Origin of the sequence: Falsirhodobacter algicola, assembly GCF_018279165.1 — a bacterium.
Taxonomy (GTDB): domain Bacteria; phylum Pseudomonadota; class Alphaproteobacteria; order Rhodobacterales; family Rhodobacteraceae; genus Falsirhodobacter; species Falsirhodobacter algicola.
Genome location: NZ_CP047289.1, coordinates 976,895 through 992,116, shown reverse-complemented (window position 1 = coordinate 992,116; position 15,222 = coordinate 976,895). Strand labels below are relative to the sequence as shown.

At 66.5% G+C, this 15,222-nt stretch carries 12 protein-coding genes; 4 read left to right on the top strand and 8 right to left on the bottom strand.

What is annotated here, in order from left to right:
* Positions 1-21: 21 nt before the first annotated feature.
* Positions 22-2,715 carry a bifunctional diguanylate cyclase/phosphodiesterase gene (locus GR316_RS04970; protein ID WP_211784926.1) on the top strand — a complete coding sequence of 898 codons (2,694 nt, stop codon included), beginning with the start codon at positions 22-24 and terminating at the stop codon, positions 2,713-2,715.
* A 61-nt stretch (positions 2,716-2,776) separates the two neighbouring features.
* Positions 2,777-3,256, top strand: a complete 480-nt coding sequence (locus GR316_RS04965; protein WP_211784925.1) for a DUF1499 domain-containing protein — start codon at positions 2,777-2,779, stop codon at positions 3,254-3,256.
* Here the strand turns inward: GR316_RS04965 and GR316_RS04960 are convergent.
* From GR316_RS04960 to GR316_RS04925, 8 genes are all read right to left on the bottom strand, one after another.
* Entirely contained in the window at positions 3,207-6,392 is a 3,186-nt protein-coding gene (locus GR316_RS04960; RefSeq protein WP_211784924.1) for an efflux RND transporter permease subunit, read from the bottom strand. The two genes, GR316_RS04965 and GR316_RS04960, sit on opposite strands and share 50 nt — an antisense overlap.
* A 1-nt stretch (position 6,393) precedes the next feature.
* A complete protein-coding gene (locus tag GR316_RS04955) occupies positions 6,394-7,512 on the bottom strand; it encodes an efflux RND transporter periplasmic adaptor subunit (protein ID WP_211784923.1) in 1,119 nt (372 codons plus the stop codon).
* Between the two features lie 173 nt (positions 7,513-7,685).
* Positions 7,686-8,735: a TRAP transporter substrate-binding protein gene (locus GR316_RS04950; RefSeq protein WP_211784922.1), complete on the bottom strand. Its 1,050-nt coding sequence runs from the start codon at positions 8,733-8,735 to the stop codon at positions 7,686-7,688.
* Between the two features lie 29 nt (positions 8,736-8,764).
* Positions 8,765-10,054 carry a TRAP transporter large permease gene (locus tag GR316_RS04945; protein ID WP_211785113.1) on the bottom strand — a complete coding sequence of 430 codons (1,290 nt, stop codon included), beginning with the start codon at positions 10,052-10,054 and terminating at the stop codon, positions 8,765-8,767.
* Positions 10,054-10,644: a TRAP transporter small permease gene (locus GR316_RS04940; RefSeq protein ID WP_211784921.1), complete on the bottom strand. Its 591-nt coding sequence runs from the start codon at positions 10,642-10,644 to the stop codon at positions 10,054-10,056. Before GR316_RS04940 ends, GR316_RS04945 begins: the two co-directional genes overlap by 1 nt.
* 67 nt (positions 10,645-10,711) lie before the next feature.
* Positions 10,712-11,215 carry a flavin reductase family protein gene (locus tag GR316_RS04935; RefSeq protein WP_211784920.1) on the bottom strand — a complete coding sequence of 168 codons (504 nt, stop codon included), beginning with the start codon at positions 11,213-11,215 and terminating at the stop codon, positions 10,712-10,714.
* Positions 11,215-12,105, bottom strand: coding sequence for an aldo/keto reductase (locus tag GR316_RS04930; RefSeq protein WP_211785112.1), 891 nt, complete (start codon positions 12,103-12,105; stop codon positions 11,215-11,217). The genes GR316_RS04935 and GR316_RS04930 overlap by 1 nt, the downstream gene beginning before the upstream one ends.
* Before the next feature lie 5 nt (positions 12,106-12,110).
* Positions 12,111-13,268 (bottom strand): LLM class flavin-dependent oxidoreductase, encoded by a 1,158-nt coding sequence (locus GR316_RS04925; RefSeq protein WP_211784919.1) that lies wholly within the window; start codon positions 13,266-13,268, stop codon positions 12,111-12,113.
* A 92-nt stretch (positions 13,269-13,360) separates the two neighbouring features.
* Between GR316_RS04925 and GR316_RS04920 the strand changes: the two genes are divergently transcribed.
* The gene (locus GR316_RS04920) at positions 13,361-14,062 is read left to right on the top strand and encodes a GntR family transcriptional regulator (protein WP_211784918.1); all 702 of its coding nucleotides are present in this window, start codon (positions 13,361-13,363) and stop codon (positions 14,060-14,062) included.
* A 13-nt stretch (positions 14,063-14,075) separates the two neighbouring features.
* A complete protein-coding gene (locus GR316_RS04915) occupies positions 14,076-15,188 on the top strand; it encodes a Gfo/Idh/MocA family protein (protein WP_211784917.1) in 1,113 nt (370 codons plus the stop codon).
* The last annotated feature ends 34 nt before the right edge of the window (positions 15,189-15,222 follow it).

The following is a 15,222-nucleotide window of genomic DNA, read 5'->3' as shown; positions in this document are numbered from 1 at the left end:
CGGACGCAAGGTGGGTTTATCATGTCATTCGCTTCTTGGTATCTTGTTCCGCAGCATGATCTTCGGACTGTGGCGATCGCGGTGATCGTCTGCGTCCTATCCTCGTTGGTGGGGGTGTCGCTCATCCGCCGCTCGGCCCGTGCGGGGGGCAGGGCGCGGCGCAAATGGACGCTGCTGGCGGGCATCAGCGTGGGCCTCGGCGTCTGGGCGACGCATTTCATCGCCATGCTGTCCTTCATGCCGGGCTTTGCCGTGCGCTATGATCCGGGGCAGACGCTGCTGTCGCTGGTGATCGCCTGCGCCGGCACGTCGATCGCGGTGCATTACGCCAAATGCCGCCCGCTGCTGTCGGGGGCGTTCCTCGGCTGCGTCACGGCGACGATGCATTACACCGGCGTGACGGCCATGCTGCATGGCGGGCTGATCGGCTGGGACGAGGCGCTCGTCCTTGCCTCCGTTCTGGCGGGTATGGCGCTCAGCGCGCTGGCCTTCCGCATCGCCGCCAGTCGCGACGGGTCGGTGGCCCTTGCTGGGGGCGGGGCGGTCATGGCGCTGTCGATCGTCGCGCTGCATTTCACCGGGATACGGGCGATGGACATGTCGGCCTGCTTTTCGGTGGGGGTGGCGGGAACGCTGTCACCGGCGGAACTGGGCCTTGCCATCGGGATCGCGGCGCTGATCATCTTGCTGATCCCGATCCTCGTGCTGTTCCTCGACGAACGCGACCGCCGCCGCGCCGAGGTGGAGGAGCGCCGCCTGCGCGAGCTGGCCGATGTCACCCAAGAGGGCCTTCTGATCGTGCTGGAGGGGCGGATCATCAACACGAACGCCGCCTTCCGCGCGCTGACCGGGATGGAGGCGGGGATGGAACTGACCACCGCGATGACGGCGGATGACATCCAGAAGCTGGCGGGAAACCTTCAGGACCCGCAGCATGTCGCATGCCGCAGCCGCGGCGGTGAGATGATCCCGGTCGAGGCCACGATGCGCCTCGTCGCGTTGGAGGTGGGGGTGGCGCAGGCGATCGCCCTGCGCGATCTGCGCAGCCAAGTCCGGATCGAGAAGGCCCGCCGCGCGGATGCCGAACTGATCGCCCGCATCCGCCGCGATCTGCACCTGGCGCTGGAGAATATGAGCCAAGGGATCGTCCTGTTCGATGCCGATGGAACGCTGGTCCTGCACAATGCCCGCCTGTGCGAGATGTTCGGCCTGTCCCCGGCGGCGCAGCTGGATCTTCCCGTGCTGGAAGGGGCGCTGATGCAAAGCGTCGCCTCCGTCGATGGGGAGGCGCCGCGCCATTGGCGCAAGCGTCAGAACGCCGAGCTTCTGGCCGAACTGCATGATGGGCGCAGCGTGCAGATCGTGCACCGCCCCGTGCCGGCGGGCGGTTGGGTCAGCACGTTCGAGGATGTGTCCGAACGGACGCGCACCGCCCGGCAGATCATCCACATGGCCCGGCATGACGCGCTGACCGGCCTACCGAACCGCACCAGCTTTGCCGAGCATATCGAATGGACGCTCGACGCGCTGGAGGAGGATACGAGCGCGCGCCTAGCCGTAGTCGGCATCGACCTCGACCGTTTCAAGGAGATCAACGATCACATGGGCCATGCCATCGGCGATGAGGTGCTGATGACCGTGGCGAACCGCATGAACGCCCTTCTGGGGGAGGGGGAGTTCGTCGCCCGGTTCGGCGGCGACGAATTCGCGGCCTACAAGCAGTTCACCGACATGGCGGATCTGACGGCTTTCACCGACCGTCTGATGGAGGCGATCTGCCAAAGCCTGACGATCGAGCAGCACGAGCTTTCGGTCGGGGCCAGCATCGGCATCGCCGTTGCGCCCTTCGACGGCATGGATTTCGACAAGCTGATCAACAATGCCGATATGGCGATGTACCGCGCCAAGGCCAGCCTGTCGGAGAAGGTGTGCTTCTACGAATCCCAGATGGACGAAGCCTCGCGCGACCGGCGCAACATGGCCCGCGATCTGTGGCACGCGGTGGAGCGGGATGAGATGTACCTGCATCACCAGATCCAGAAATCGGTCAGCACCGGGCAGACGACCGGCTACGAGGTGCTGCTGCGCTGGACCCATCCCGAACGCGGCCCCATCTCTCCGGCCGATTTCATTCCGGTGGCCGAGGAATGCGGCGCCATCATCGGCATCGGCGAATGGGTGCTGCGCCGCGCCTGTGCACAGGCGGCGCGGTGGTGCAACGGACATCGCATCGCGGTGAACCTGTCGCCGGTGCAGCTGGTGAACTCGCGCTTCGTGGCGCAACTGCGTGACATCCTCGAGGAGACGGGCCTCGATCCTAGTCGGTTGGAGTTGGAGGTGACCGAAACGACGATCATCTCCGACAAGGCGCGGGCCTTGCAGATGCTGACGCAGATCAAGGCGCTTGGCGTGTCGATCGCGATCGACGATTTCGGGACGGGCTATTCCTCGCTCGATACGCTGCGGTCCTTCCCCTTCGACAAGATCAAGCTGGATCGCAGCTTCGTCCGCGAGGTGGAGACGGACGCGCAGTGCAAGGCGATCATCCGCGCGATCCTTGCCCTTGGCCGTAGTCTGGAGGTGCCGGTGCTGGCCGAAGGGGTCGAAACGCTGGCGCAACTGGATCTGCTGCGGGCCGAAGGGTGCGACGAGGCGCAGGGCTATCTGCTCGGTCGGCCGGGAATCCTCGATGCCTCGATGGCGCAGGTCGCCTGACGGCCTTTGGCGATAGGGGCGGGACACCTATATCCGCCTTTCACGTCGATGGAGATCGCAGATGAGTTTCGCGGACGTTCTGACCCTGCTTGCCGTGGCGGTGGCCGTGCTCTGGGCCTTTCTGCGTTATGCGCCGTCGGATTCCCACGAATGGCATGTGGACCCCGACACCGTCCGCAGGCCCGCGCGCCCGAACCACATGCTGCTGCGCGGGGAGGGGGTGTTCCTGCCGGTCCCGCCCGATCAGGTGGCCGCGCGGCTGGAGGCGGTCGCCCGCCACACCCCGCGCACCGCGCCCTTCGCGGGCGAAGGGTTCCATCGCACATGGATCACCCGTTCGGCGCTGCTGGGCCTGCCGACCTTCACCTCGGTCCGCCTGCGCCCGGCGGAAGGCGGCACCCGGATGACGGTCTTCGTACGGGCGCGCTTCCTGCCGTCGCTTCCGGCGGCTGAACGGGCGCGGGCAGAGGGGTGGATCGCCACCCTTCAATCTAGTCTTCCGGCGGAAGGCGCCCCTCCAGCGCCGTCATCCTTGCCCTGAGGTCATCCTCGGGCTCTTCCTCGCGCGGGCCGATGATGGGGGCGAAGATGCGGGTCAGAAGCCGCGACAGATCGTCCATGATCAGGAAGAACGACGGCACGACCACGAGGCTCAGCACGGTGGACATGATGATCCCGCCGATCACCGCAACCGCCATGGGCGAGCGGAAGGAGCCGCCGGCCCCCACGCCAAGTGCCGAGGGTAGCATTCCCGCCGACATCGCGATGGAGGTCATCACGATGGGGCGGGCGCGTTTGTGGCCCGCCTCCATCACGGCCTTCAGGCGGTCCATGCCCGCGGCCTTCATCTCGATAGCGAAATCGATCAGCAGGATCGCGTTCTTCGTCACGATCCCCATCAACATCAGAATGCCGATCAGCACGGGCATCGACAGGGCCGACCCCGTCAGGATCAACGCCGCCGCCACGCCCCCCACCGCCAGCGGCAGGGACAGCAGGATCGTCAAGGGCTGCACGACCGAGCGGAACAGCAGGATCAGCACCGCAAGCACCAGCATCAGGCCCATGATCATGGCATTGACGAAGCTTTGTTGCAGATCGGCCTGCACCTCGGCATCGCCCGCCTCCAGAAGGCGGACGCCGGGCGGCAGGTCCACGGCTTGGGCGACGGCGCGGAACCGCTCGGTTGCGGTGCCGAGGGCGACCCCTTCGGGCAGGTTCGCGCCGATCACGGCGCGGCGCTGGCGGTCGAAGCGGTCCACTTCGGCGGGGCCTTGGCCGACGGCGATGTCGGCCACCGTATTCAGCGGTACGCTGCCGGACCGGGCCGGCACCCGCAGCGCCGCCAGCGCGGCCAGATCGCCGCGCACCGCATCGGGCAGGCGCAGGCGGATCGGCACCTGCCGGTCATCCAAGGAGATTTCCGCAAGGCGCGCGTCGAAATCGCCCAAGGTGGCCACGCGGACCGTTTGGGCGATCGCGCTCGCGGTCACGCCAAGGCGGGCGGCTTCGTCGGGTCGGGGGCGGATATGCACTTCGGGCCGGGGCAGCGCCCCTTCGGAGGCGACATCGGCCAGCGCCGGTTCCGCCCGCAGTGCGGCCTCCAGCCGGGCCACGGCCTCGTTCAGCGAATCCTGATCCTCGGCGAGAACCGAGAAGGACACATCCCGTTCCCCACGGTCGTTCAGCTTGAAGGCGCGCAGGTCGGGGATGCGGGCAATGCGGGCGAAGATCTCCGTCTCGATCGCGGCCTGCGGACGCAGGCGACCGTCCGGAACGGGAAGGAGGTGCGGCAGTCCCGGCACCAGCCGATAGAGCCGGTCCATCAGCCCATCCGCCAAGGGATCGAGCAGCACCGTCACGGAGGCGCGCCGCACCGCCAGATCCCCCGTCGGGGAAGAGCCGCCCAAGACGAAGACCGCGCGCACCCCGTCCACCGCCGCGATGTCGTCCGTGATACGGTCGGTCGCGGCCTCGGTATCGGCAAGGGCGCTGCCGGGGGGCAGTTCCACGCTGATGGGAATACGGCCCACATCCTCGGGCGGCATGAAGCTGCCGGGGATCTGCAGCATGAAATGCACGGAGACGAGCAGCACGCCCACCGCCCCGATCATCGTCGAATAGCGCCAGCGCAGCGTGACGTGGATCGTCCGCAGATAGGCGCGCATGATCGGGCCATCCCGCTCCGCCTCGGCATGGCTGTCGGAGGGGCGCATCAGATAGGCGGCCATCATCGGCGTGATCAGCCGCGCCACCAGCAGCGAAAACAGCACCGCAATCGCCACCGTCAGCCCGAACTGGCGGAAATACTGCCCCGGAATGCCGGGCATGAACGACACTGGGGCAAAGACGGCGACGATGGTCAGCGTGGTCGCGATGACGGCAAGGCCGATCTCGTCCGCGGCGTCGATCGCGGCGCGGTAGGGCGTCTTGCCCATGCGCATGTGGCGGGCGATGTTCTCCACCTCCACGATCGCATCATCGACGAGGATGCCGGTCGCAAGCGTGATCGCAAGGAAGCTGACGAGGTTCAGCGAGAATCCAAGCAGATCCATCGCCCAGAAGGTCGGGATCGCCGAGAGCGGCAGCGCGACCGCCGCGATCGCCGTCGCGCGCCAGTTGCGCAGAAAGGCCAGCACCACGAGGACGGCCAGAACCGCCCCCTCCACCAGGGTGTGCAGCGCGGTTTCGTAATTGCTGTAGGTGTAGTCAACCATGTCGTCGACCTTGACGATCCGCAGGGTCGGATGCTCCGCCTCGATCCGGGCCAAGGTGGTTTCCACGGTCCGGTCCACCGAGACCTCGGACGCCCCCTGCGCGCGGAAAACCGAAAAGGTCACAACGGGTTGCCCGTCGATCTTCGAGAAGGATCGCAGCTCGGCATGAGTATCCTCCACATGCCCCAGATCCCGAAGGCGCACGAAGCCGCCCGTCGGCAGGGCGATCATCGTCGCCGCCAGTTGCGCCACATCGCCCGCATCGCCAAGGGCTCGGATCGTCTGTTCGCCGCCCGCAAGCTCGGCCCGCCCGCCGCCCAGATCGGCGTTGGAGGCGGCAAGCTGATCGCTGACCTCGGCCGCCGTGATCCCGAAACCGTCCAGCCGCACGGGATCGAGCGTCACCTGCACCTCGCGGTCGGCACCTCCGAAACGATCCACCTGACCGACGCCGCTTTGCCCCTGAAGGGCGCGGCGGATCGTGTCATCCACGAGGCGCGACAGTTCCGCCAGCGTCAGCGCCGGGTCCGACACGGCATAGGTCAGGATCGCCTGCCCCTCCACATCCACGCGGTTGACGATGGGCGTCTCGATATCGGCGGGCAGGTTGGTGCGGATGCGGTCGATGCGGTCCTTCACGTCCTGCACCGCGCGATCGGTCGGCACATTCATCTCGAACCGGATGACGGTGCGGCTTTGGCCATCCGTCACGGTGGAGATCAGATCCTCGATCCCCGGAATGCCCGCGACGGCATCCTCCACCTCTTGGGTGATCTGCTGCTCCATCTCGCCGGGGGCGGCGCCGTCCTGCGCAACGGTGACGGCCACGATGGGCACGTCGATGTTCGGAAAGCGCGTGACGGGGAGGGAGGAGAAACTCTGTAGCCCCAGCACGACGAGGATGATGAACGCAAGGATCGGCGCGATCGGGCTGCGGATCGCCCATGCGGAGATGTTCATCTCAAGGGTCCACCGGCGCGATGCGATCCCCGTCGCGCACGAAGGCCCCGGCCCGCGCCACCACCTTGTCGCCGGGCGCAAGACCGGAGGTGATCTCCACCCGGTCCGTGTCGCGGATCCCGGTCGTCACGGGGCGGCGGCGCACCGTGCCGTCATCAGATTGCATCGCATAGGCCCCGTCCGGCCCCATGCCGACCGCCGTCAGCGGAAGCGAGGGCGCCGTGCGGTCCGCCGTGACGATCGCGGCCCGAAGGAACATGCCGGGGCGCAGCAGCGGCGCGGCGGCGGCGATGCGGACATGGCCAAGGCGGGTGTCGGCGTCGATCTGCGGCTCGATCAGACGAACCTCTCCGTCGATCGTGTCGCCGGTGGCGGTGGTCAGGCGGGCGGGCTGGCCGGGGCGAAGCCGCAGAAGATCGGGCTCGGCAACCTCGGCCCGCAGTTCCAGCGCGCCGTCCTCGGCCAGCACGAACATAGGTGCTGCCCCGGCCGAGGAGACGGCACCGACCACCGCGTTCCGTTCGATGACGAGGCCGGATTGCGGGGCGCGCACCTCGGCCCGCGCCACCTGCAGATCGAGGTCGGCCAATTGCGCCTCGGCGACCTGAACCTCGGCCTCGGCGGCGGCGATGGATTGGCGCGCGCTTTCGACCCGCGCGGTGGCGGAGGCGGCGTTCGCAAGGGCCTGTTCCAGTGTGGCGGCCGATGCGGCATTGCGGGCGGCGAGTTCGCGGGCGCGGCTTGCGGCGCCCTGTGCCTCGGCCTCGGCAGCCTGCGCCTCGGCAAGGCCCGCCCGCGCTTGGGCGACGGAGGCGACGGCCGAGGCACGCTGCGCCACGATCCGGCTGCGCTGCAATTCCAGCGCGTCGGTGGACAGGCGCGCCAGAACCGCGCCCACCTCCACCCGGTCGCCAAGATCGGCCAGAAGTGCCTCGACGGGTTGGCCGTCGATCAGGGGATAGAGGTCGATCCGGTTCACCGGCTGAACAAGGCCGGACGCGATGACCCGTTCGGTCATCCGCTGCATCTCTACGGGCACGACGCTGATGGCCGGCAGATCGGGCGTTTGCCCAAGGGCCGGAAGCGCGCCGAGTGTCAGAAGGAGGAGGGTCCGGATCATGCGCCACCGATCAAGGATGCGGGAAGGGCACCGTCCGGCGGTCGCGGCGCGGGGCCGGTGGGGAATGGTGCGGTGGCCGCGGTCCGAAGCATGTCGTTCATGTCCGGCAGGTGGGGCCCCATACCCCAACGTCAAGAGACCCGCGGCGGGGCAAACCGCCGCGGGCCAAGGTGTCAGCGCATTTCGGCGGCGCGCTCTTCGTCGACTTTCGTCTGAGCGGCCTCGATGGCGCTTTGGAACGTGTCGAGCGCGTCCGAGCCGCCATCGACGTTGTCGCGGAACCAGTCGAGCACCGGCTTGCCGGCTTCGACGAAGGCGGCCTTCTCTTCGGCCGAGGGGACGTAGATGTCACCACCCGCCGCGCGGAAATCGGCGTAAGCCTTGATTTCCTTGCGTTTCGGGCTGGCGAAGGTCGCCTGTTGCAGCGCCGAGAAGCCATCGACGATGATCTTCTTCTGATCGTCCGTCATCTCTTGGAAGCGGGCGTTCGACAGCCACCAGAAGGCCGCGACATAGCTGTGCTGATCCAGCGTCATGTAGCGCAGGCCCGCATCCGGGAACTTCATCGACATGATGTCGGTGATGCCGTTCGCCGTACCTTCGACCACGCCCGTCTGCAGCGAGGTGAAGAGTTCCGGCCACGGGATCGGCGTCGGTGCCGCGCCCATCTGACGGATCAGCTCTTGCGGCAGATCGGCGGGAACGGCGCGCAGTTTCAGGCCCTTCATGTCGGCGGGCGTGGTGATGCGCCGTTCGGTGTTGGCGAAGCTGCGCCAGCCGCCGGTGTTGCCGATGGTCATCAGGCGCACGGCCTCGCCGCTGTCTTCCAGCGTGCGGTCGCGCAGATAGGTGGTGAAGTCGCCGGTCAGGACGGCTTCGGCCACCCGGTCATCCGACATCAGGTAGGGCAGGTCGAGCACCTGAAGGTAGGGGAACATCCCCGCCACACCGCCCGACGTGGACATGTAGATGTCGATCGACCCATCGGCGAGACCAGCCAAGCACTCTTCGCCCGTGGCGCAGAGCTGCGTGCCCATGAAGATGTCCACGGCGATCTCGCCGTTGGAGGCATTCTCCACATAGCTCTTGAACACGGAGAGGCCGTCGAAATCCTCGTCTTGTTCGTTGGAGTTGGCGGTGGCGCGCAGGGTGATCTGCTGCGCACCGGCCGCGCCGGCCAGCACGGTGGCCAGCAGAAGCGAGGTGATGGTGGTCTTGAACATGGTTTCCTCCCTTGAAACGTAGTCGAAGATTATTGGATGAAGCCGAACAGACGCGGAATGGTCAATGTCAGCGCCGGAACGTAGGTGATCAGCATCAGCACCACGACCTCCACCGCCAAGAAGGGCAGGGTGGCGCGGGCAATCGTCTCCACCGACAGCCGTGACACCGAAGAGGTGACGAACAGCACCAGCCCCATCGGCGGCGTCAGCAGGCCCACGGTCAGGTTCACGGCCATGATGATGGCGAAGTGCACCGAATCGACCCCCATGGCGGTGAAGATCGGACCGAGGATCGGGCCAAGGATGATGATGGCCGGCCCGGCGTCAAGGAACATCCCGACGATGAACAGCAGCACGTTGATCAGGAACAGCAGCAGCAGCGGATTGTCCGTCAGGCCAAGGATGAACGAGGCCAACATCTCCGGCGTGTGCGACAGGGATGCGACGGTCTTGAACGCCATGGCCGCGCCCACCAAGAGCAGCACCACGGCCGAGGTCAGCCCGGCGCGCGTCAGGATGCCCGGCAGATCCGAGAAGCGCAGCGTGCGCATCACGAACAGGCCCACCAGCGCGGCGTAACCAGCGGCGATGGCGGCGGCCTCGGTCGGGGTGAAGACACCGAGAAGGATGCCGCCCATGATGATGACGGGGGTCATCAGCGGCCAGAAGGCCTTGATCGCGGCGCGGCCACGGTCGGCCCAGCTTGCGCGCTTGGTCGCGGCAGGCAGCTTGTAGCGGTCGGCCATGATCGCGATGACGGCCATCAGCGCGCCCCCGATCAGCAGCCCCGGCAGGATGCCCGCAAGGAACAGCGCCGCGACGCTTTCGCCCATCACATAGGCGTAGATGATCATGATGCCCGACGGCGGAATGATCGGCCCGATGATGGAACTCGCGGCGGTCACGGCGGCGGCGAAGCGGCGGGTGTAGCCCTGCTTCTCCATCGCCGGGATCAGCATCGAACCCAAGGCCGAGACATCGGCCACGGCCGAGCCCGAAAGCCCCGCGAACATCATGGAGGACAGCACGTTCACATGGGCGAGCCCGCCCCGGAAGTGGCCGATCAGCGATTGGCTGAATTCCACCAGACGCAGGGTGATGCCCGATTTGTTCATCAGCTCGCCCGCGAGCATGAAGAACGGGATCGCCATCAGCGGGAAGCTGTCCATCCCGGAATAGACGTTGCGGTAGAGCAGGACGATGTCGCGCTCTTGGCCGTTCAGCCACAGCAGGATGCCCGGTGCGGCGATCAGGCCGAAGACGATCGGCAGGCCCAGCAGCAGGAAGACGAGAAACAGCGGCAGGAACAGTGTCAGCATCATTCCGCTCCCAGCGTATGTTCTTCGGGGATCAGGGGCAGACGCTCGCTGCCTCCGGCCATGGCGATCAGCGTGCGCAGGATCAGTTCAAGGTTCACGACGAACAGCATCGTCGCCCCGACGGCAAGCGAGGCCATCATCCATGCGCGCGGAACCTTCATCCATGTGGAAAAGTCGATGCTGGTCGGGATGCTCATGGATACGGTCGCGAAGCGGCCGCTGAAGCCCGTGACCTCGGCCCAGCCGATCTGCAGACCGACCCAGAGCACGAGCGCGGACACCACCAGAAGCACCAGCGTCACGATCTGCCCCATCAGGCGGGGCATCAGCGATTGGACCATCCCGATCGCCACGAAGCCGCCCCGCCGGAAGGCGGTCGGCGCCATGATCCCGGTCAGCCACAGCATCAGGAAACGCGATGTTTCGTCAGGCCATGCAAGGGCACTGCCCAAGACATAGCGGAAGAACACCTGCACGAGGATCACGATCACCATGATCCCCATGCATGCCGCACCCAAGATGCGGCCTGCTGACAGCAGCAGGGCGTTCAGCGCGGCCACGGCACGGGCCAGCGCAATCAAAGCCGTCATGTAACTCCTCCTCCCCAAGAGTTGCGGATGTCCCCTCGGGGGCTGTACCGCAATGTTTCGTCGGGTGTCAGGCCAAGGTCAAGAACTGTCCCAACTTTCCCCCGGCAAACAGCAGCGGTTCTCCCTCCCGCAGCGTCACCTTCGTCACCCGGCCCACGACGATCAGATGATCGCCCCCTTCGTGGGTCGCGTGTTGTTCGCATTCGAACCGGGCCAGCGCACCATCCAAGAGCGGCACGCCCTGTTCGTTCATCGTCACGTCCAGCCCGCCGAACGCGCTTCCTCCGCGCGAAAAGGCGGGGCAAAGCGCGACCTGCTCGGCCGAGAGCACATGGATCGCGTAATGCTTGGCCTTGGCGAAATGCTCGAACCGGCCCGAGGACCGGGCGGGCGACCACAGGACCAACGGCGGATCGAGCGACACGCTGGCAAAGCTGTTCGCCGTCATTCCCATCGGGCCGTCCGGCCCGGCGATCGTCACGACCGTGACGCCGGTGGCGAACCGGCCAAGCGCATCGCGCAGACGCCGCGTATCCGCAGCGTCCGGCTGAAACTCCACCGGGGCGCCCATCAGGGAACCTCGTGACCAAGCGCGTCGGTGTAGAGTTCGAACCACGTCTGGCGGTCCATCTCCACACGTTCGGCATCGGCGATGCGGCGGATGCGCTCCAGATTGTTGGTGCCCATCACCGGCACGATCCCCGCCGGATGACGCAGCAGCCACGCCACGGCCACGGCCGACACGTCCACGCCCTGCGCGGATGCGATGGCGCCCAGACGTTCGGTCAGCGGCGTCGCGCTGCCGGAGACGAGTTGCCCACCGCCCAGCGGCGACCATGCCATCGGCACCACGCGCTCTTCTTGCAGGAAGGCCAGATCGCCATTCGTCAGCGAGTTGTGCGCCGCAAGGCTGATCTCGATCTGGTTGGTGACCAGGCGGGTCTTCATGCGGCTTTGCAGCAGCTTGAAATCCCACGGACGGAAGTTGGACACGCCGACGGCGCGCACCTTGCCCGATTGCACCAGCTTGTCCAGGACGGCGCCCGTTTCGTCCGCATCCATCAGCGGATCGGGGCGGTGGATCAGCAGAAGGTCGATCCGGTCGGTGTGCATGTCGCGCAGCGACGCTTCGACCGAGGCTTCGACATGCGCGGCCGAGGTGTCGTAGTATTTCACGCGGCGATCGGCATAGCGGCCCATCGGGGCCACGATGTCGCATTTCGTCACGATCTCCACCTTGTCGCGCAGGGCGGGGGCGACCTTCAGCGCCTCGCCGAGGATCGCTTCGGCGGTGTAGCCGCCATAGATGTCGGCCTGATCCATCGTCGTGATGCCCTGTTCGAGGCATGCCTCGATCTTGGCCTGCACATGCGCGGTCGAGGTGTCGGCATCGTCACCCAGGCGCCACATGCCATAGACCAGGCGCGACAGGCTGATGGTGCCCATATCCACTCGTTGCATCGTCATCAGCGGCGTTCTCCGTTTCCGAGGGGGGTTGCGGGCGTTTCCGAAGGAACGCGCCCATAGGCATGGGGCAGCGAGCAGGTCTTGAGCTGCGGCAGCACCTTGGTGCCGAAGGTCTCCGCCTCGTCGATATGGGGATAGCCGGAGAAGATGAAGGCGCGGATGCCCATCTTCCGGTATTCCTCGATCCGCGTCATGACCTGATCGACCGAGCCGACGAGGGCCGCGCCGCAGCCCGACCGCGCCCGCCCGACGCCCGTCCAAAGGTTGGGTTCGAGATAGCCGAACTTGTCGGCCAGTTCCCGTGCGCGCGCCTGATGCGACACGCCGAGCGAGCCGGAATCATGCGCCCGCTTGCGGATCAGCTGCCCGAACTCGTCGTCCAGCTTGCTGACCAGATGGTCGGCATATTCGCGGGCCTCGGCCTCGGTGTCGCGCACGATCATATGGACGCGCAGCCCGTAATCGAGCGTACGGCCATGCGCCTCGGCGCGGGCGTGCACGTCGCGCATGCGCTGTGCAAGCTGGTCCTTCGTCTCGGGCCACATCAGATAGACGTCGCATTGCGCGCCGCAGAGTTCGAGCGCATCGGGGGAATAGCCGCCGAAATAGAGAAGCGGGCCGCCGTTCTGCTGATAGGGGCGGGCCGGATCGGTCGGAACGCCCTTGAACTGATAGACCTCGCCCTCGAAGTCGATCGTGTCGCGCGTCCAGGCTTGGCGAAGGATCTCCACCACTTCGTGGCTGCGCTTGTAGCGGAAGGCGCTGGATGCGACTTCACCCGGGAAATCCGAGGAGATGACGTTCAGCGTCAGCCGCCCCTTCAGCATGTGATCGAGCGTGGCGACGGTGCGCGCCAGCATGATCGGCTGCATCTCTCCGCAGCGGATCGCGGCGAGGAAGTTGATGCGGTCGGTGATCGGCGCACAGCCGGCCACGAAGCTGAGCGTGTCCTGACCGACCTGATAGGAGGACGGGCACAGGATGTTGCGGAAGCCGTGCTTTTCCGCGGTTTTCACGATGTCCGAACAATGCTCCCACGAGGACCGCAGCCGGCCTTCAGGCACGCCGAGATATTCGTAGTCGTCCGAGCACAGTGCCGAAAACCAGCTGACCTCTGCCGCGTCGAGATCGGCCGAGGTGACGGGAACGATAGTCATCGAATCTCCTCCCAGGATCCAAGTTTCCACTTGCGTAACATGGCCGATAATGTAGATCAATCGTGTATCAATCAAGCGATGGCAAAGGTTCCATGGCGCTTCGCGGTTCCCTCCCACTCTATTTGCAGATCTCCGAAATGCTGATTCGCGACATCGCGGCAGGGCGGCTGATCGATGGGGAACGCCTGCCGCCGGAGCGGGAGATGGCGGCCCGTCTGGGCATCGCCGTCGGCACGCTGCGCCAAGCGCTGAAGGACCTTGCCGAAAAGGGAATGCTGGAGCGGCGTCAGGGCTCGGGCAACTATGTCCGCGCCGCCTCCGATCCCAAGAGCGTCTATGCCATGTTCCGGCTGGAACTGGTGGAGGGGGGCGGCCTTCCGACGGCCGATGTGCTGTCGGTGGAGCGTTGCCCCAAGGACGCGGACCTGCCGGCCTTCGGGACGAGCGCGGAGGGGCACCGCATCCGGCGCCTGCGCTACCTGTCGGGCCAGTTGGCCGCGGTGGAGGAGATCTGGCTCGATGGGGGATACATCGACGCCATCGGCCCCGACGATCTGATGGAATCGCTGTACCTGTTCTACCGCACGCGTCTGAACCTGCGGATCGTGCGCGCCGAGGACAGCATCGGTCAGGGCCGCGTGCCCGAGTGGTCGCCCGCGGCCTTTCCGCATGCGCCGGGCACGCCCGTGCCGTTCATCACGCGGATCAGCTGGGCGCAGGATGACCGTCGGGCAGAAGTTTCGCGCACATGGTTCGACCCGGAGCGGGTCCGCTATGTCGCGCGTCTGAAGTAGGAGGAGAACCAACATGACTACAATTCGTTACGGCGTGATCGGCTGCGGCATGATGGGGCAGGAGCATCTGCGCAACATCGCCCTTCTTCCCGAGGCAGAGGTCGTTGCGGTCTACGAACCCGACGAGGGGATGCGGGCGGAAGCGGCGCGCTTCGTGCCGGAGGCGACGATGGTCGCCTCGGTGGCCGATCTTCTTGCGATCGAGGCCGTGAACTGCCTGTTGATCGCCAGCCCCAACCATATGCACCTTCAACAGCTGGAAGAGATCGCGCGCATCCGTCCGCTGCCGGTGCTGGTGGAAAAGCCGCTGTTCGTCGATCCGGCCGATGCGCCGCGTCTGGCCGAACTGCGCGCCGCCTATCCCGCCCCGATCTGGGTGGCGATGGAATACCGCTACATGCCCCCCGTCGCCCACCTCATCCGCGAGGCCGAGGCCGCAACGGGCGGCGTCCGGATGCTGACCATCCGCGAGCACCGCTTCCCGTTCCTTGCCAAGGTGAACAACTGGAACCGCTTCAACGCGACCTCGGGCGGGACGCTGGTGGAGAAATGCTGCCACTTCTTCGACCTGATGCGCCTGATCGCGGGCTGCAACCCGGTCCGCGTGATGGCCAGCAGCGGGCAGGCGGTGAACCACCTCGACGAGACCTATAACGGCGAAACCCCGGACATCTGGGACAACGCCTATGTCATCGTGGAGTTCGAGAGCGGCCTGCGCGCCATGCTGGAGCTGTGCATGTTCGCCGAAGGCTCCCGCTATCAGGAAGAGATCTCGGCCGTGGGTCCGCGCGGCAAGATCGAATGCCTCGTGCCGGGGCCGGGCCGGTTCTGGCCGTCCGATCTCGGCGAGCCGCCGGTGCCGCAGGTGATCGTCTCGCCGCGCCACCCCAAGGGCCCGCGCATGCTGGACGTGCCGGTCGATCCCGAACTGCTCGAAGCGGGGGACCACAACGGCTCCACCTTCTATCAGCATCAGGGCTTCGTGCGGGCGGCGCAGGGCCGTCAGGACCCCGAGGTCAGCCTGTCCGACGGCTGGTGGGCCGTGACGATGGGCATGGCGGCGCAGGAATCGGCCCGCACCGGCAAAGCGGTGGAGATCGCTTCGGTCGCGCACGCCCCGCGCTGACGATACGGCTTGCATCGGGCGGCACGGATGTGCT